Annotated in this window: 17 protein-coding genes, 3 tRNA genes and 1 pseudogene; 11 read left to right on the top strand and 10 right to left on the bottom strand. The window is 22.3% G+C overall.

Features of this window, described 5'->3' with window-relative positions; translation table 11 throughout:
- Positions 1-3: 3 nt before the first annotated feature.
- A tRNA-Ser gene (locus AB4W60_RS01545) sits at positions 4-88 on the bottom strand.
- Between the two features lie 129 nt (positions 89-217).
- Here AB4W60_RS01545 and AB4W60_RS01540 point away from each other — a divergent pair.
- Together AB4W60_RS01540 and AB4W60_RS01535 are read left to right on the top strand one after the other, a co-directional pair.
- Positions 218-288: transfer RNA gene (locus AB4W60_RS01540), tRNA-Cys, on the top strand.
- Between the two features lie 41 nt (positions 289-329).
- Positions 330-414 (top strand) — tRNA-Leu (locus AB4W60_RS01535).
- A gap of 140 nt (positions 415-554) precedes the next feature.
- On the opposite strand, the gene rsmC is transcribed toward AB4W60_RS01535, so the two are convergent.
- Positions 555-1,574, bottom strand: coding sequence for a 16S rRNA (guanine(1207)-N(2))-methyltransferase RsmC (gene rsmC, locus AB4W60_RS01530; protein ID WP_367676020.1), 1,020 nt, complete (start codon positions 1,572-1,574; stop codon positions 555-557).
- 140 nt (positions 1,575-1,714) lie between these two features.
- On the opposite strand from rsmC, the gene AB4W60_RS01525 reads away from it, so the two are divergent.
- The 4 genes from AB4W60_RS01525 to minE are packed head-to-tail and all read left to right on the top strand — an operon-like array spanning position 1,715 to position 3,513.
- Entirely contained in the window at positions 1,715-2,050 is a 336-nt protein-coding gene (locus AB4W60_RS01525; protein WP_367676019.1) for a hypothetical protein, read from the top strand.
- A complete protein-coding gene (minC, locus tag AB4W60_RS01520; RefSeq protein ID WP_367676323.1) occupies positions 2,047-2,415 on the top strand; it encodes a septum site-determining protein MinC in 369 nt (122 codons plus the stop codon). The genes AB4W60_RS01525 and minC overlap by 4 nt, the downstream gene beginning before the upstream one ends.
- 33 nt (positions 2,416-2,448) lie before the next feature.
- Positions 2,449-3,261 carry a septum site-determining protein MinD gene (minD, locus tag AB4W60_RS01515; RefSeq protein ID WP_343188448.1) on the top strand — a complete coding sequence of 271 codons (813 nt, stop codon included), beginning with the start codon at positions 2,449-2,451 and terminating at the stop codon, positions 3,259-3,261.
- A gap of 3 nt (positions 3,262-3,264) precedes the next feature.
- On the top strand, positions 3,265-3,513 hold the full coding sequence (gene minE, locus AB4W60_RS01510; RefSeq protein WP_367676018.1) for a cell division topological specificity factor MinE: 249 nt from the start codon (positions 3,265-3,267) through the stop codon (positions 3,511-3,513).
- 28 nt (positions 3,514-3,541) lie between these two features.
- Here the strand turns inward: minE and tsaB are convergent, their stop codons facing one another.
- The 4 genes from tsaB to zwf form a co-directional block, all read right to left on the bottom strand.
- Entirely contained in the window at positions 3,542-4,216 is a 675-nt protein-coding gene (tsaB, locus tag AB4W60_RS01505; protein WP_367676017.1) for a tRNA (adenosine(37)-N6)-threonylcarbamoyltransferase complex dimerization subunit type 1 TsaB, read from the bottom strand.
- A gap of 56 nt (positions 4,217-4,272) precedes the next feature.
- Entirely contained in the window at positions 4,273-5,802 is a 1,530-nt protein-coding gene (locus tag AB4W60_RS01500; protein WP_367676016.1) for a TerC family protein, read from the bottom strand.
- A gap of 133 nt (positions 5,803-5,935) precedes the next feature.
- Positions 5,936-6,805 carry a protease HtpX gene (gene htpX, locus AB4W60_RS01495; RefSeq protein ID WP_367676015.1) on the bottom strand — a complete coding sequence of 290 codons (870 nt, stop codon included), beginning with the start codon at positions 6,803-6,805 and terminating at the stop codon, positions 5,936-5,938.
- A 76-nt stretch (positions 6,806-6,881) separates the two neighbouring features.
- Positions 6,882-8,336 (bottom strand): glucose-6-phosphate dehydrogenase, encoded by a 1,455-nt coding sequence (gene zwf / locus AB4W60_RS01490; RefSeq protein WP_367676014.1) that lies wholly within the window; start codon positions 8,334-8,336, stop codon positions 6,882-6,884.
- Between the two features lie 413 nt (positions 8,337-8,749).
- Between zwf and pyk the strand changes: the two genes are divergently transcribed.
- A complete protein-coding gene (gene pyk / locus AB4W60_RS01485; RefSeq protein WP_367676013.1) occupies positions 8,750-10,189 on the top strand; it encodes a pyruvate kinase in 1,440 nt (479 codons plus the stop codon).
- An 80-nt stretch (positions 10,190-10,269) separates the two neighbouring features.
- Here pyk and AB4W60_RS01480 read toward each other — a convergent pair.
- Positions 10,270-10,647, bottom strand: a pseudogene (locus AB4W60_RS01480) (peptidoglycan DD-metalloendopeptidase family protein); the annotation flags it as partial.
- A 464-nt stretch (positions 10,648-11,111) separates the two neighbouring features.
- Here AB4W60_RS01480 and znuC point away from each other — a divergent pair.
- Together znuC and AB4W60_RS01470 are read left to right on the top strand one after the other, a co-directional pair.
- The gene (znuC, locus tag AB4W60_RS01475) at positions 11,112-11,816 is read left to right on the top strand and encodes a zinc ABC transporter ATP-binding protein ZnuC (RefSeq protein ID WP_367676012.1); all 705 of its coding nucleotides are present in this window, start codon (positions 11,112-11,114) and stop codon (positions 11,814-11,816) included.
- A gap of 28 nt (positions 11,817-11,844) precedes the next feature.
- Entirely contained in the window at positions 11,845-12,627 is a 783-nt protein-coding gene (locus tag AB4W60_RS01470; protein WP_367676011.1) for a metal ABC transporter permease, read from the top strand.
- Between the two features lie 19 nt (positions 12,628-12,646).
- On the opposite strand, the gene aspS is transcribed toward AB4W60_RS01470, so the two are convergent.
- From aspS to trxB, 3 genes are all read right to left on the bottom strand, one after another.
- The gene (gene aspS / locus AB4W60_RS01465) at positions 12,647-14,401 is read right to left on the bottom strand and encodes an aspartate--tRNA ligase (RefSeq protein ID WP_367676010.1); all 1,755 of its coding nucleotides are present in this window, start codon (positions 14,399-14,401) and stop codon (positions 12,647-12,649) included.
- Between the two features lie 151 nt (positions 14,402-14,552).
- Positions 14,553-14,771, bottom strand: a complete 219-nt coding sequence (infA, locus tag AB4W60_RS01460; protein ID WP_343182856.1) for a translation initiation factor IF-1 — start codon at positions 14,769-14,771, stop codon at positions 14,553-14,555.
- Between the two features lie 39 nt (positions 14,772-14,810).
- A complete protein-coding gene (trxB, locus tag AB4W60_RS01455; RefSeq protein ID WP_367676009.1) occupies positions 14,811-15,776 on the bottom strand; it encodes a thioredoxin-disulfide reductase in 966 nt (321 codons plus the stop codon).
- Between the two features lie 138 nt (positions 15,777-15,914).
- Here trxB and serS point away from each other — a divergent pair, with 138 nt between their 5' ends.
- Positions 15,915-17,204: a serine--tRNA ligase gene (gene serS, locus AB4W60_RS01450; protein WP_367676008.1), complete on the top strand. Its 1,290-nt coding sequence runs from the start codon at positions 15,915-15,917 to the stop codon at positions 17,202-17,204.
- A 97-nt stretch (positions 17,205-17,301) separates the two neighbouring features.
- On the top strand, positions 17,302-18,387 hold the full coding sequence (gene serC / locus AB4W60_RS01445) for a 3-phosphoserine/phosphohydroxythreonine transaminase (RefSeq protein ID WP_367676007.1): 1,086 nt from the start codon (positions 17,302-17,304) through the stop codon (positions 18,385-18,387).
- Positions 18,388-18,422: the final 35 nt, after the last annotated feature.

The raw sequence follows: 18,422 nt of genomic DNA, 5'->3' as shown, positions 1-18,422 counted from the left end.
GTTTGGAGGAGGAGAGATTCGAACTCTCGGATAATTTCTCATCTACGGTTTTCAAGACCGTTGCCTTAAGCCACTCGGCCACTCCTCCAATAATATACTCTATAATATTATATAATTTTATATTAACAAATAAAAAAAAATAATACAATATTTAAGATTTATTTATTATAAAATATTTTACTTTTTAAATATTTTTGTTATAATGTAAAAATTAAGCGGCGCGTTGACAGAATGGTTATGTAACGGACTGCAAATCCGTATAATCCGGTTCAATTCCGGGACGCGCCTTTAATAAAATAATTTTTGATAATAAATTTTATTTATTTTTTGCCCGGGTGGTGAAATCGGTAGACACAAGGGACTTAAAATCCCTCGGCTTTTAAAGCTTTGCGGGTTCAAGTCCCGCTCCGGGTATAAAATTTAATCAAAAATTTAAATTAAAAATATGATTTTATTAATTTTATTTGAGGATAAATAATATGTTATTTTTAATTGTTAATTTATTTTTTATATAAAATTTTATAGTTTTTAATAAAAAACTTACAGTTAAAAGTTTATTGATTTATTATTTGATATACTATAAATTTTTCGTTTTGTTTTAGAATACTAAAATTTTTATGCGGCATTCTTTTACAAGAAAATGATTTGTTTACTACTATTCTTAATTCTCCTTTGAATTTAAGATAATGTTTAGAATACTTAATAATTTTTGTTATTATTTTGAAATTTAATCTTAAACCTATATGTATAGGAGGATTAGAAACAATCAAATCAAAGAAATTTTTATATTTTATATTAGAATATACATTACTAGGAAAAACAGTTCCTTTAAGATTATTAATTTTTAAGGTGTTTTTACTAGATACTATAGATGTTAAGTTATCATCTATTAATAGAATGTTTTTTATTAGTTTATGATTTTGCTGTAATATGGATGTGGACAATATCCCATTGCCGCATCCTATATCTAGTACATTACCTTTAATAAAATTATTTCTAAAAGTAGATGCTAATAATTCACTTCCTTCATCTATTTTGTTAAAACCAAATACTCCTGGTAGACTAGCTATTTTTATATTATTCCATACATATATATTTAAAAAGTCACTTATTTTAAATTTTATTTTTTTTTTAATAATTCCATGATTTAATATACAATTTCTTGCATTATCTATTTTTTTAATTTCAATTATATTTTCAAGCATTTTTTTAGAACTTTTTACTCCATTTTTACTTTCTCCAACTATAAAAATGTTAAATCCAATAGGTAATAATGAAGTTATGTTTTTTAATTCAAATATAGCTTCAAGTTTATTTTTAGGCCAAAAATATATCAAAGTATTACATTTAAATACATACTTTTTGTAAAAAATAAAATTTAAAAAAATTTTATTTTTTAGGTATTTTTTCATATCATTCCAATAACTATATTTTTTAGTATAAACTATGCTATTAATAGTTTTTAGATAAACTGGTATTTTATCTATAATATCTCCTGCAAATATTACATTTTTATACTCAAAAAGCTTCTGATTTTTTAAAATTATTTTGCTTGTTTTAGTTAAATAAAACATATTTTTTCCTTATAAAATTATGTTAAATACGTAATATAATAATTAAACTATTATATTATAATATGTTATATTATTATTTATATTTTTATCATTTAAATAATATGATTATTTACTATTAGTTACATTTCTAGGAAATATTAATGCCTATTAAAATAACAGTTAATAGTTTTATGTTACTGGTAATTTATTTGAGAAGCAATAACATAACCAAAATTTTAAATTCATTAAAATATAAAATTAGTAAAACTTACTATTTTATGAAAAATATATCAGTAATATTAAATATATCTGAGTTACAAGATGCTTATTTATTAGATTGGAAAAAAATCAAAAAAAAATTTTTATCTATTAAAGTTTTCATAATAGGAATTAATGGATTTAAAGACAATAAACTCAAACAAATTATTTTAAATTCTGGTTTGTTAGTTTTTTCTGAAAATCATAAAACAAATATTAAAAAAAAAATTATTTTATAAAAGATTTTGAAAAAAAAATTTCTCAAAATTATTTTTTGAAAACTTTAATATTAGATTATCCAATAAGATCAGGCCAACAAATCTATTCAAATAATTCAGATTTAGTTATAAATAATCATGTAAATTATGGAGCTGAATTAATATCTGATGGTAATGTGCATATCTATGGTAAAGTTAGAGGTAAAGTATTAGCAGGAGTTAAAGGAGATAAGAATTCTCAAATATTTTGTTCTAATTTTAATCCTGAATTAATAGCAATATCGGGAAAATATATGTTAACAGATCAAATACCTAAAAAATTTTTAGGAAAATCTGTTAATGTCACTTTGAGAGATGATACTTTATGTATAAAATTATTAAAATAGATTAATATTTTAATTAATAAAGGAATTAATTATATGACTAAAATAATTGTTGTTACTTCTGGTAAAGGAGGAGTTGGTAAAACTACATCTAGTGCAGCTATTGCAACTGGTTTATCTCAACAAGGTAAAAAAACTGTTGTAATAGATTTTGATGTTGGATTACGTAATTTAGATTTAATTATGGGTTGTGAACGTAGAGTTGTTTATGATTTTATAAATGTAATTAAAGGAGAATCTACATTAAATCAAGCTTTAATTAAAGATAAAATGACTGATAATCTTTTTATATTACCAGCCTCTCAAACAAGAGATAAAAATTCTTTAACAAAACAAGGAGTATATAAAGTTTTTAAGGAATTATCCCAGATGAATTTTGATTTTATTATTTGTGATTCTCCAGCTGGTATTGAAACCGGAGCTATAATGGCCATATATTTTGCAGATGAAGCCATAGTAACTACTAATCCCGAGATTTCTTCTGTTCGTGATTCTGATAGAATATTAGGAATAATATCTTCTAAATCTTTAAGATCAGAAAATAATCAAAAACCAATAAAAGAACATTTATTGTTAACTAGATATGATCCATATAGAGTCGATAAAGGTGAAATGTTAAGTATAGATGATGTTATAGATATACTACATATTCCTTTAATAGGAGTAATTCCAGAAGATAAATTAGTACTAAAATCTTCCAATAAAGGTAGATCAATAATATTAGATATTAAATCTAATGCTGGTAAAGCTTATTCTGATATGGTTGAACGTTTATTAGGTAAAAATCAACCTTTTAGATTTATTAAAGTAGAGAAAAAAAATTTTATACGAAGATTATTTTGGATATAATATATGACTATATTTAGTTTTTTTTTATCTAAAAAGAAAAATACTGCAAATATTGCTAAAGAGAGATTACAGATAATTGTATCTGGTACAAGATATCAAAATGAACCTAACTATTTTCCTAAACTAAAAAAAGAAATAATTAAATTAATATCTAAATACATAAAACTAGATTCTAAAAAGATTAATATTAGATTAGATAGAAATAAGTTATCTTCTTTAGAGTTTAGCATAACTTTAAAAGAAAGAGAATGATGATTTAAATTTTATATAATTATTAATTTTAATATAATTTACTAATTGCTTTTTTTAAATAATTAGGATATAAAATTTCATTTTTTAAATTTTTTATATTTTTTGTTTTTAATAAAGCAAAAGGAATTATATCTTTTGCTAAAGGAAATTTTATACTACTATTTTTTATGTTTATTTTATTTTTCTTAAATCCTTTAATCTGACTTGTACCAGCCATAATCCATGTTCCTTTAATTTTTTTAATTGTATTTTTTAGTTTTTTTTCTTTTAATATAACTTCCGTATCCATACCTGTCCATATATCGTTTTTTTTAATATATTTTGCAAAATATACTTCTGTGCTATTAGCTTTCATAGAAACTATAACTTTTTTACTATTTTTTTTCCTCCAAACTTGTTCTGCAATAATTGCTAAGGTTGAAATACCTATTACTGGAACATTTATTCCTAAACTTATGCCGTTAGCAATACCTATAGCTATTCTTATTCCTGTAAAGCTTCCAGGTCCTATACCGCAAGCTATTAGATTTATATTATTCAATTTTAGATTACTTTTATATAACAAATTTTTTATAAGAACAAATATTTCTTTTGAATGATTATTATTGCATATTTTAAAAATACTAAATTTTTTATTATTTATTAATATCGATACTGAGCATAATATTGTTGATGTATCTATACATAGTATATTAAATGACATTTATATCCTTTTTTATTTTGTTTTTTTTTGGTTATTTATATTTTTATAAAATTTTTCTATATTTTAGTAATTCTAACCAAATTTATACGATATTCATTTACTTCAATAATATTAAATTTAAATGGCTTTATTATGATAATTTCTCCTTTAAATGGTAATCTGCCTTTTTCTTCAATTAAAAATCCTGCTAGTGAAGTATATCCTTCTTTTTTAGATAAATTAGATGTTTCCAGTAATTGTTGTAAGTAATGTATATCTGTACTTCCTTTTACTAACCAACTATTATTTTTTTCAGTTATTATATCAGGAGTTTCATCTGCGTCTGGAAATTCTCCAGCAATAGCTTCTAAAACATCTAAAGGTGTTATTAATCCTTGGACTACACCAAATTCATTTGTAACAATTATACAGCTACCTTTAGATTTTTTTAGAACTCCTAATAATTTAATTGGATCTAAGGTTTCTGGAACTATTATTGCTGGTGACTTTGAGGCAAAAGATGCTACATCAATTTTCTTATCTAAAGCTACTAATAATTCTTTGGCTCTTACTATACCTATAACTTCATCTAAAGTTCCTTTGCATACAGGAAATAGACTATGAGGAGTATCTAAGAGTTGAGAATAAATTTCTTTGGTTGGTCTATCGCTATTGACCCAAGAAATATTTCCTCTTGTTGTCATAATACTACGTATTGATCTAGAAGCTAATGTTAATATACTATTAATCATATATTTTTCTTCTTTCTTAAAATTTTTTAAAGATTTTGATGAAGAATTTTTATAAATTTTATTTGTATTTTCAGGAGTTTCTTTTAACATTATTCTTATAATAGCTTCTGCTACACGTTGTCTTAGAGGTTTATTTGATTGATTTTTTATAAAATTTCTACGTGCAACTTGATTAAGAATTTCAATTATGATAGAAAATCCTACAGCTGCATATAAATATCCTTTTTGAATATGAAAACCTAAAGATTCGGCTATTAGACTAAGACCTATCATTATCAAAAAACTTAAACACAAAACTACAATAGTTTGATGTAAATTAATAAATTTAGTAAGAGTTTTTGATGCTAATAACATTAAGCTCATTGCTATTGTTATAGAACATATCATAATTAATAAATTAGTTACTATTCCAACTGCTGTAATTATAGCATCTAATGAAAAAATAGCATCTAATATTATAATTTGTATAACTACAGCCCAAAAACTAGAATAATGTTCATTATTTTTATTATTTTCCTTTTGATTATTCTCAATCCTTTCATTTAATTCAGTTATTGATTTTATTAATAAAAAAATTCCTCCGAATAATAATATTAGGTCTCTACTAGATAAACTTAAATAAGAATTTTTAATAATAGGACTGGTCAGTGATGTTAACCAAGACACTATTAGCAATAAACCAATTCTCATTAATAAAGCAAAAAATAAACCAATAAATCTAGCTTGATCACGCTTTTTTTCTGGTAACTTTTCTACTAAAATTGCTATAAATATTAAATTATCAATTCCTAAAACTATTTCTAATATAATTAATGTTATTAATCCAGCCCATATAGATGGATCTAAAATAAGCATTACTAGAAACTCCAAAATATTAATATTGTATATTGTATTTATTTTTAAAATAAATAATTATGATTTTATATATATAAAATTAATATGATTAATAAAAATTTTAAATTTATTTAAATAAAATATTTTTATTATATTAATAATATAAATTCTCTTTTAGCGCTTTAATTCTTTTATCAATTGAAGGATGAGTCATAAATAAATTAAAAAATGATTTAGATTTTCCGTAAATTAAAAATGTATTAATAAGTTTATTATTAATAATATTATTATTTTTTTCTTCTTTCATTTTATACAATACGGAAAGCATTTTATTTTTTCCTACTATTTTTGCTGATCCTGCATCAGCACGGAATTCTCTTGTTCTTGAAAACCACATAATTATTATGCTTGCTATTAGACCAAATGTTAATTCTATAATAAATGAAATTAAAAAATATAAATATTTATTATTTCTGGACTCTTCTTTATTTTGTATTATTGTAGTTAGAAATATTTGTGATATTATATTAGATAAAAAAAATACAATAGTATTCATAATTCCTTGTAATAATGTCATAGTAATCATATCACCATTAGAAATATGACTAATTTCATGGGCTATAACTGCTTCAATTTCTTCGTATTTCATTCTATTTATTAATTCTGTAGATAATGCTATTATTGAAGAGTTCTTATTAATACCAGTAGCAAAAGCATTTATTTCTGAAGAATCATATATTACCATTGTAGGAGTTTTAATTTTTGTTATATTTGCTTGTTTTTTAATAATGTTTATTAAAATATTTTCTTTTTCATTTTTTGGTATTTTAATTATTTTTCCATTAATATATTTTAGAGTTATCCATTTTGACATTATTAAAGAAATAATAGATCCTATAAAGCTAAATAAAACAGTCATTACCATGTATATACTATTTATTTTTATTCCCATAATTATTAATATTAACTTTAAAAAAAGTATAATACTTAAATTAGTTAAAATAAACAAAGTAATACGCATCATAATTTTCCTTGATATTTAAATATTTTAATGTTTTTTAAAAAATAAAAAAATTAGTTTAATTTTGATCTTTTAAATGTTAATTCCATTTCCTACCATCATTTTTAATAATATTTAAAGATGACATAGGTCCCCATGTACCTGATTGATATAATTCAGGTTTTTTTTCTTTTTGTTTCCATGCTAAGATTATCGAGTCTACCCATTTCCATGATTCTTCTATTTCATCTCTTCGAACAAACAAATCTTGAGCATCTCTCATACTTTCAAAAAGTAAACGTTCATATGCATCTACAATATTATTTTTTTTAAATATTTTAGAATAACTTAAATCCAATGTAGTTTCTTTTAGTTTATATTTGTGATTTATTCCAGGAACTTTGTTTAATATTTGAATATCTATACCTTCATTAGGTTGTAATCTAATTCTAAGTTTATTTTGAGGTAATACTTTACATGAATCTTCAAATATATTTATTAAAGGTGTTTTAAAGAAAATTATTATTTCAGAACATTTTTGTTTTAGTCTTTTACCTGTTCTTAAATAAAATGGTACTCCTTTCCATTTATTATTATCTATGTCAACTCTGATAGATACAAATGTTTCTGTAATACTATTATTAATATTATTTGATTCTTGTAAATATGATATTACTTTTTTACCTTTAATTATACCTGAAGTATATTGACCTATTGATGTTTTTTTATTTATATCTTTTGTATCTATATAACGTAAAGATTTAAGTACTTTAACTTTTTCATCTCTAATATTATTCGCATGTAAGCTTGAAGGAATTGACATAGCTATTGTTGATAATATTTGAAGCATATGGTTTTGTACCATATCTCTCATCTGACCAGTTTTATTAAAATATTCCCATCTACCTTCAATACCTACTTCTTCTGCAACTGTAATTTGTATATGATCTATAATTTTATTACTCCAATTTTCGATAAATAATGAATTTGCAAAACGTAAAGCTAATAAATTTATTACTGTTTCTTTTCCTAAATAATGATCAATTCTAAATATTTGTTTTTCACTAAAATATTTCTTAACTTGGTTATCAATTTCTTGAAAAGTATGAAGAGAATTTCCTAAAGGTTTTTCCATTACAACTCTTGTATTTAAATGATTTAATTTCGACCTCCCTAAACCTTTACAAATATTTGTAAACATATTAGGAGGTACTGCAAAATAATTTATTTTTATATGTTTATTTTGATCCAAAATGTTTTTTAAAATATTAAATTGATTTATATTATTAATATCTAAATTACAAAAATATAATCTATTTTTAAATTTGTTCCATACAGATTCATTAATTCTTTCTAACATAAAAGTTTTTAGTGAATCTCTAACTAAAGTTATATAATCATCTTTATTCCAAATAGCTCTTCCTACTCCAATAATTCTAGTTTTAGTTCCTAGTTTTTGTTTTTTTTCTAACTGGTATAATGCTGGAATTAATTTTCTTCTAGACAAATCCCCTTTAGTTCCAAAAATCACTAAATCACAGTTGTTATTTTTCATAGTTACTATAATTTCCTAATATTTAATGAATAAAATTATTTAATTTATAAAATTTTGTTAAATATAAAAATATTTTGATAAGTTTCAATAGATAATTAATTTTTTTTGGTATTAGTGTATTATTATTAATTTTTTATTATTTTTAATAAAAAATTAATATAGGAAAAATTATTTAAATTAATATGAAAATAATGGATATGAATGATAATAAGGCTATATGATTTAATTAAATAATTAGTTTTTATTATATATTTAAATATTAAATTTTAAAAGTAGAAATAAATATACTTTATATTTTATTATGTTTAATATATTCTTATATTTAATATGAAAAATAAACAATAATATTTTTGATATTAAAAATATTAATTTATAAATAAATAATTTATCTATCTTTTTAAGAGAGATTTTATATGAAAAAAAGATTAAGACGTACTAAAATAGTTGCAACTTTAGGACCTGCTACTGATATAAATAGTAATCTTGAAAAAATTATTAGAGCTGGAGTTAATGTAGTAAGATTAAATTTTTCTCATGGTACAATTGAAGACCATAAATTTAGAGCTAAACAAATTGCTAAAATTAGACAAAAATTAGGTTTACATATAGCTATTTTGGGTGATTTACAAGGACCTAAAATTAGAATATCTAAATTTAAAGAAAATAAAGTATATTTAAAATCAGGAGAATTATTTTTGTTAGATACTTTATTAGATGAAAATGAAGGTGATAAATTTAAAGTAGGAATAGATTATAAAAAATTGCCTTTGGATATTATAAAAAATGATATTTTATTATTAGATGATGGTAAAATTAAATTAAAAGTTTTAGATGTAAGTATTAATAAAATTTTTACCAAAGTATTAGTTGGAGGTATCCTTTCAAATAATAAAGGAATTAATAAGTTAGGCGGTGGAATTTCTGCTAAAACATTAACAGAAAAAGATAAAAAAGATATTATCATGGCATCAAAAATTAAAGTAGATTATTTAGCTGTTTCATTTCCATTTTCTAGCAAAGATATTAATATGACTCGTTTTTTATTAAATAAAGCAGGTAGTAATGCTAAGATAATTGCGAAAATAGAAAGAGCTGAAGTTGTTGCAAATTTAAAATCTATTGATGATATGATTTTATCATCTGATGCTATCATGGTAGCTAGAGGAGATTTAGGAATAGAAATTGGTGACTCTGAATTAGCAGGAATACAAAAGATATTAATAAGTAGAGCGCGTAAATTAAATAAAATTGTTATTACTGCTACACAAATGATGGAATCTATGATTAATAATCCAACTCCAACTAGAGCAGAAGTTATGGATGTATCAAATGCTGTATTAGATGGTAGTGATGCTGTAATGTTATCAGCTGAAACTGCAACCGGATTATATCCAATTGAAACTGTAACTATGATGTCTAAAATATGCAAAGGGGCTGAAAAAGTTCCAAGTATTAATGTCTCTAAGCATAGAGTAGATTCAAAATTTTTTAGTATAGAAGAAACTATAGCAATGTCTAGTATGTATGCTGCTAATCATTTATTTGGAGTTAGCGCTATAATTACTTTAACTGAATCTGGAAAAACAGCATTGATGACATCTAGAATTACTTCAGGTTTACCAATTTTTGCTATGTCACGTCATTTTGAAACTTTAAATTTAGTTTCTTTATACAGAGGTGTAACTCCTATATATTTTAATGCTAAAAGCGAAGGAATTGCTGTTGCTTATGATGCAATTGATTTATTAAAGAAAAAACAATTATTATTTAAAAAAGATTTAGTAATTTTTACTCAAGGAGATGTTATGGATTCAATAGGAAAAACAAATACTTTAAGAATTATTATAGCATAAATTTTTAAAATTTTTTTAATTTAATCATTTTTTAACATCTTATATTTTTTATTAAAATCTTTTATTAAAGACAAATTTATTGTCATAGGATTAACTGCTTTATTTTGTATCCATATTTCATAGTGTAAATGAGGACCTGTTGATCTACCAGTATTTCCAGAAACTCCAATTTTATCACCTATTTTAACTATTTTTCCTAATTTTACTAGTATTTTTTTCATGTGCATATACCTAGTTATGTATTTACAACCATGTCTCAATGTTACATAATTTCCCGCGCTAATACTATATTTAGCTGCTATTACAATACCATTACTTGTTGCTATTATTGGAGTACCTATTGGCATAGCCAAATCTACTCCATAATGGGGTGTTATTCTTTTTGTAATTGGGTTTACTCTATTAATGTTAAAATTTGATGATATTCTATATTGTTTTAATGTTGGAATTATTATAAATTTTGGTGTAATTTTATGAAAACTTTTGTTATTTTTTTTTGAATATTTTTTTTTTATTCTATATATAGAGCTTTTATTATAATTATTTTTAGTAAAATAAATTTTTTTTTTATTATTGTTAATATTACTAATATAATATTTTTTTGAATAAATATTTATTACATCACAATTTGATAAATTATTTTTTAATTGTGATATTATTAAATAAAAAAATATAAATAAAAAATTAAATGTTTTAAATGAAATTAAAATAATTTTATTTAAATAAATTTTTAAAAGAAATCCTAATAATGTATTTTGAATATGATTTAGCTGCACTTGACTTTTCCTTAAGATTTTGCATAGGCAACTTTTAGTATATTAATGGTTGTAATTAATTTTTGTCATAAATTTCAATCGTATTATATCATATATTAAAAAATATTGTAGAATTATATTCTTAATAAAATATACTATTTATTTTTATGAAACCAATTATCATTTTAAAAAAAATTAGTTTGAAATTAAGCAATAGAATTATTTTGTCTAATATTTCTATGTCTTTAAAATATAAGAGAATTCTTACATTATTAGGTCCTAATGGAGCTGGTAAATCAACTCTAATACGTATTATATTAGGTTTAATATATCCTGATTCAGGTAAATTAATTAGAAATCCAGACTTAAAAATAGGTTATGTACCTCAGAAACTGAATTTTAATAAATTAATACCTATTACTGTGAACAAATTTATGTGTTTAAATTATAAAGTTAATACAGATACTGTAAGTAAATTATTAAATCGTGTACATGCTATTCATTTACAATATTTTAAATTAAATTCTTTATCTGTTGGAGAAATGCAAAAAATATTACTTGCTCGTGCATTATCAAATAAACCTAAATTATTAATTTTGGATGAACCGACTCAAGGTGTAGATATAAAAGGGCAATTATTTTTATATAAGTTAATTAATCAAATAAGATATGAATTAAATTGTACTATTCTTATAGTATCACATGATTTAAATTTAATTATGGCAAAAACTGATGATGTTATATGTATTAATCGTCATGTTTGTTGTTCTGGTACACCTGAAATAATTTCAAAAAATTTAGAGTTTATTTCTATGTTTGGTAAATCAGCTTTAAAACAATTAGCCGTATACTACCATAATCATGATGTTTAATTTTTATATATAAGAGTTGATTTTTATTATGATCAAATTATTTTTACCAGGATGGATTGGAGGTATGTTACTTACTTTAACTATAGGACCTCTAGGATCTTTAATGGTGTGGAAAAAAATGTCTTCTTTTGGAGATACTATATCTCATGCAGCGCTCTTAGGTTTTGCATTGGGTTTTTTATTTAATGCAAATCCTTTTTATTCTATAATTATAATTACTTTGATTTTATCTTTAATTATTCTGTTATTAGAAGATAATTCTTCATACCTTTCTTTAGATACAATTTTAGGTATTATTGCTCATACTTCTTTATCTTTAGGTATGATATTAATAAGTTTGTTATCAAAATCTAAAAATATAGATTTTAATTCATATTTATTTGGTGATATTTTTTCTGTAACATTATTACATCTATTAATTATATTTATAATTACTATATTTGTTTTATTAATATTATTATGGAAATGGCGTATTATTTTATTTATTACAATAAATCCAGAATTAGCTAAAGTAGATGGAATTAATTTATTATATAATCGTTTATTATTAATGTTAATTATAACTTTAACTATTAGTGTCTCAATAAAAGTATTTGGAGCATTAATAATTACATCTTTAATTATCATGCCTACAGCTATTGTACAAAGATTTTGTAATTCTCCAGATCAAGTAGCTGTTATGTCAAGTTTAATATGTATGATATCTATTACTTTGGGTATGTTTTTATCTTTATTATTAAATATACCAGTTAGCCCTACAATTGTGTTGTGTGCTTCATTTATTTTTATAATTAGTTTATTTTTAAAATAGTTTTATTTAATTAAATTAATTATTTTATTTCTATATATAATTCTTTTAATATATCTTTTGATATTTTATTAGGTGCTGTAGTCATTAGACATGATGCAGCTGTAGTTTTGGGAAATGCTATTACATCTCTTATATTTTTAGAGTTAGTTAATAACATCACTAATCTATCTAATCCTAAAGCTATACCTGCATGTGGGGGAGCTCCATACTTCAGAGCCTCTATCAAATAACCAAATTGATTATATTGCTCTTTTTCACTTAATCCTATTAAATTAAAAATTAGAACTTGTAATATGTGATCGTTAATTCTTACTGATCCGCCTCCTATTTCATATCCATTAATTACTAAATCGTATGAATCAGATAATATACTATTAGGTTGTTCTTTGATATTTTTATTGTCTGCATTTAGAGGAGCTGTAAATGGATGATGCATAGAAGATAAATTTCCATTTTTATTTTTTTTAAATAAAGGAAAATCTGTTATCCATATAGGTTGGTACGATGATTTATTTATAATTCCTGACTCATTTCCTAATTTTGATCTTAATGCTCCAAGAGATTTGTTAGTAATTTTTTTTAAATCAGCTATTATAAATATAACATCTAGTTCTTTAGACTTTGTAATTTTTATTAAATTCTTTAATACTTCTATATTTAAAAATTTCTTTATAGGACTTTTAATCTTTATAAGATTGCTGTCTATTTTTTCAATTAATATCCATAATAAATTTTTAGCTCCATTTTGTTGTACAATTTTTGTATATTCTTTAATTTTACTTTTATTTATTTTTTTTATATTAGATACTGAAATTGCAGCTATACGACTTAACTTGTTATTTATGTGTTTTTTAAAAATATCAAAATTTAATTTTTTAAAGATACAACTAACGTCTATTAATTCTATAGGATTTCTAATGTCTGGTTTGTCTGATCCGTATTTATTCATAGATTCTTTAAATGTAATTCTAGGAAAATTTTTTAATTCAATATTTTTAATTTTCTTCCATATTATTTTAATCATGTTTTCTATTAAAATTAGAATTTTATTTTTAGATATAAAAGAAATTTCGATATCTATTTGTGTAAATTCTGGTTGTCTATCAGACCTAAAATCTTCATCTCTAAAACATTTAACAATCTGATAATATCTATCGAATCCTGATATCATTAATAATTGTTTAAATATTTGTGGTGATTGTGGTAATGCATAAAATTTTCCTTTATGTATTCTACTAGGTACTAAGTAATCTCTTGCTCCCTCTGGTGTAGAATTTGTTAAAAAAGGTGTTTCTATATCTAAGAAATTATTTTTTTTCATAAAATTACGTACAATATTTTTTATACTATCTCTGACTTTTATCTTATTAAACATAGATAATCTTCTTAAATCTAAATAACGATATTTTAGTTTTAATAATTCGCTATTATTTTTTAAATTATCTATAGGTAAAGATTTTGTAGTGTTTAAAATATTTAGTTTATTAGATTGTATTTCTATATTCCCATTTATTAAATTATAATTAATATTATTAGTTTTTCTTTTTTTAACCAATCCTACTATTTGTATGCAAAATTCATTTCTTAGTTTTATAGCTTTTTTGAAAGATTGATTTTTATTTTTATTAAAACATATTTGTATTATTCCTGAACAATCACGTAAATCTATAAATATAATATTTCCAGTATTTCTATAAGAATTTACCCATCCGCATAATACAACTTCATTATTCAAATGTGAAATATTTATCTTACCGCAATAAGTAGTTCTCATATTTATTATATTTCCTAAATTTTACTTAATAGTTTTTACAAAAAAATTAATTAATTTTTAATTTTTGAAAAATTTTTATTTAATTTTAAATAAATATATTTTTTGTTTTTTATAATTATAAATTTATATATAATTAAATTATTATTGATCATCATCTGCTGCGAAAAATTATTCTTCCTTTACTTAAATCATATGGAGTAATTTCTACAGTTACTTTATCTCCTGTCAAAATTCTAATATAATTTTTTCTCATTTTTCCAGATATGTGAGCTATTATTTTATGTTTGTTTTCTAATTCCACTCTAAACATTGTATTAGGTAAAGTATCTATTACAGTTCCTTGCATTTCAATGTTTTCTTCTTTATTCATTTTATCCTCAAAAATTTTTTGTATATTTGTAATATTTTATTAATTGCTAATTTTGTTTAAATAACGCTCTGCGTCTAATGCTGCCATACAACCACTTGCAGCAGAAGTTATTGCTTGTTTATATGATGCATATGTAACATCTCCTGCTGCAAATATTCCAGCAATACTAGTCTCAGTATATGCGGAATTTTTTTGTAGTTTTGTTTTTATATACCCATTTTTCATAACTAATTTATTTTTAAAAATATTAGAATTAGGATTATGACCTATAGCAACAAATAAACCATGTATTTTAATTTGTTCTTTAATATTTAGATTTATACTTGATTTTAATACAATTTTAGTTATGCTATTTTCGTTTCCTATTATTTCATTCACAACTAAATTAGTTTTTAAAATAATTTTTTTATCTTTAATTTTTGTTTTTAAACGTTTTAATAAAATTTTTTCCGCTGTAAACTTTTCTCTTCTATGTATTAGATACACATATGAAACTATGTTAGATAGGTATAAAGCTTCTTCTACAGCTGTATTTCCCCCTCCTACAACCGCTACTATTTTGTTTTTGTATAAAAATCCATCACATATAGCGCATGTAGAAATTCCTTTTCCTATAAATTTTTCTTCATATTTTAAATTTAAATATTTTGCTGAAGATCCAGTAGCAATAATTACAGATTTAGCTTGATATATTACTTTTTCCCCTTTTAATATAAATGGATAAGAATCAAATTCTACATTATTTATAAAATCATATATAATTTCTACATTAAATTTTATTGCATGTTTATGCATTCTATCCATTAAAGATATACCTTTTAGTTCATTAATATCTCCAGGCCAATTTTCTATGCTATTAGTTTTTACTAATTGTCCTCCTTTTTCTAATCCTGTAATTAGTATTGGTTTTAAATTAGCTCTAGCTGCATAAATAGATGCAGTATAACCTGCTGGACCTGATCCTATAATTATTAATTTACTACTTTTGTATGGTATATTTTTCATAATTTTAAATAAAAATTTTATTTTATAAAAATAATGTTGAGTTACATAATGATTGTATTATTATACAATATAAAACTATTAATTACTATTTTTTTCAAAGCTCTATCTTAATACATATTATATAGGTTAAAATTATATATGATTAGTTTAAAAATTTTACGTAACGATTTAGATTGGTTAGCTAAAAAATTGTCAGAACGAAGTTTTAAGTTAGATATAAAATATATAAAATTCATTGAAAATGAAAGAAAAAACTTGCAAATTAAAACTGAATTATTGCAATCAAATCGTAATAAAATCTCTAAACTAATTGGTCAAAAAAAAATATTAGGTGAAAATCTAAAAATTTTGTTTGAAAAAGCAAAAAAAATATCATTAAATTTAGAAAGTTATCAAGATAAATTACGCTTTTTAAAAAAACAAATAAATAATTTTGTACAAACGATTCCTAATATACCAGATGATAAGTTACCTAATAAAAATAAATATAAAAATGGAAAAGAAGTTGGTCGTTGGGGTTGTATTCCTAAATATGATTTTAAAATAAAGGATCATATTGAATTAGGAATAAAAAACAATGGTTTAGATTGGTCTACAGCAGCTAAAATTTCCGGATCTCGTTTTGTGTTAATGAAAGGTAAAACTGCTTTGTTACATAGAGCTTTAGGTCAATTTATGTTAGACATTCATACCAATAAAAATGGTTACTTAGAAGTTTATGTTCCTTATTTATCAAATTATTCAAGTATGTATTCTACTGGTCAATTACCTAAATTTGAAAATGATTTATTTCATATTAAAAAAAATGATAATATTTTTAATAAATATTCTTTAATTCCTACATCAGAAGTTCCGTTAACTAATTTAGTTTCAGGTCAAATTTTAGAAGATAAAATTTTACCTTTAAAATTTACTGCTCATACTCCATGTTTTCGTGCAGAAAATTTATCTTATGGTACAGATAGTAAAGGATTAATTAGATTACATCAATTTGATAAAGTAGAGATAGTACAAATTGTAAAACCAGAAAATTCTATGAAAGCATTAGAAGAAGTAACTTCTCATGCTGAAATGATTTTAAGATTATTAAATCTTCCTTATAGAAAAATATTATTAACTGCAGAAAATATGAGTTTTGCTTCTACTAAAACTTATGATTTGGAAGTTTGGTTTCCTTCTCAAAATAAATATCGCGAAATTTCTTCATGTTCTAATATGTCTGATTTTCAATCAAGACGTATGAAATCAAAATTTAGATGTAAAAAAAGTCAAAAAATAGATTTTGTACATACTTTAAATGGTTCAGGTTTAGCTTTAGGACGTACATTAGCTGCAATTATGGAAAATAATCAAGAAAAAGATGGTAGAATTAAAGTACCTAAAATATTAATAGAAAAATATATGCATGGGATAAAATATATTGATTGAAAATATATTATTTATTTTAACAAAAGTGTTTTTACATAAAAATTTAATTATAAAAATATTTATATTAAAAAAATTAACTTCATTATTTGGTTAAATTATGTCTAGAATATATAATTTTAGTGCCGGTCCTGCTACTTTACCTGAAGAAGTATTATCTATAGCAAAAAAAGATTTAAAAAACTGGAACAAAATGGGTGCTTCTGTTATGGAGATTAGTCATAGAAGTAAAGAGTTTATTTGTATGACAGAAGAAGTTGAAAATAATCTAAGAATCTTATTAAATATTCCTATGTCTTATAAAATTTTATTTGTTCAGGGAGGTGCTAGAGGACAATTTTCAGCTATACCATTAAATTTATTAAAAAATTATAATATAGCTGATTATATTTGTAGTGGTTATTGGAGTAACAGTGCAGTTATAGAATCTAAAAAATATTGTAATTCTAATATATTAAATGTAAGGACTATAGAAAATGGTAAAAAGTCAATAATACCAATGAGTCATTGGTGTTTAAATGATAAAATAGATTACATACATTATTGTCCTAATGAAACAATTGAAGGAATAGCTATTCATGAAGAACCTAAATTTGATAATAAAATTGTAGTAGGAGATTTTTCCTCTTTTATTTTATCTCAACCCATAAATATTAATAATTATAGTTTAATTTATGCTGGAGCACAAAAAAATATAGGACCTTCAGGGATTACAATAGTAATTTTACATGAAAAGTTATTAAATATTTCTAATAGAATTCTTCCATCATTTTTAAATTATCAAATCTTAAATAAATACAAGTCTATGTTTAATACTCCTCCAACATTTTCTTGGTATCTTGCCGGATTAGTATTTAAATGGTTAATAGATAAAGGTGGAATAAATGAAATTTATAAGATAAATAGATTGAAAGCAAAATTGTTGTATGAAGCTATAGATAACAGTAATCTTTATTTTAACAATATAAATATTAAAAATAGATCTATAATGAATGTTACTTTTAATTTATCTAAGATAAAATTAGAAAAGTTATTTTTTAAAGAAGCCTTAAAAAATGGATTATATGCTCTTAAAGGTCATAGTATAATTGGAGGTATAAGAGCATCTATTTATAATGCAATGCCTTTGGATGGAGTTAAAAAGTTAATAAAGTTTATGTTAAGCTTTGAAAAAAAGTATTTTTAAGTAATAAATAATTTTTGTTTGTTTTTATTTAATAT

This window comes from Buchnera aphidicola (Neophyllaphis podocarpi), from assembly GCF_964059055.1.
Taxonomy (GTDB): Bacteria; Pseudomonadota; Gammaproteobacteria; order Enterobacterales; family Enterobacteriaceae; genus Buchnera_M; species Buchnera_M aphidicola_A.
Note: the sequence above shows the minus strand (reverse complement) of the source record. Positions and strands in the feature narration are given on the sequence as shown.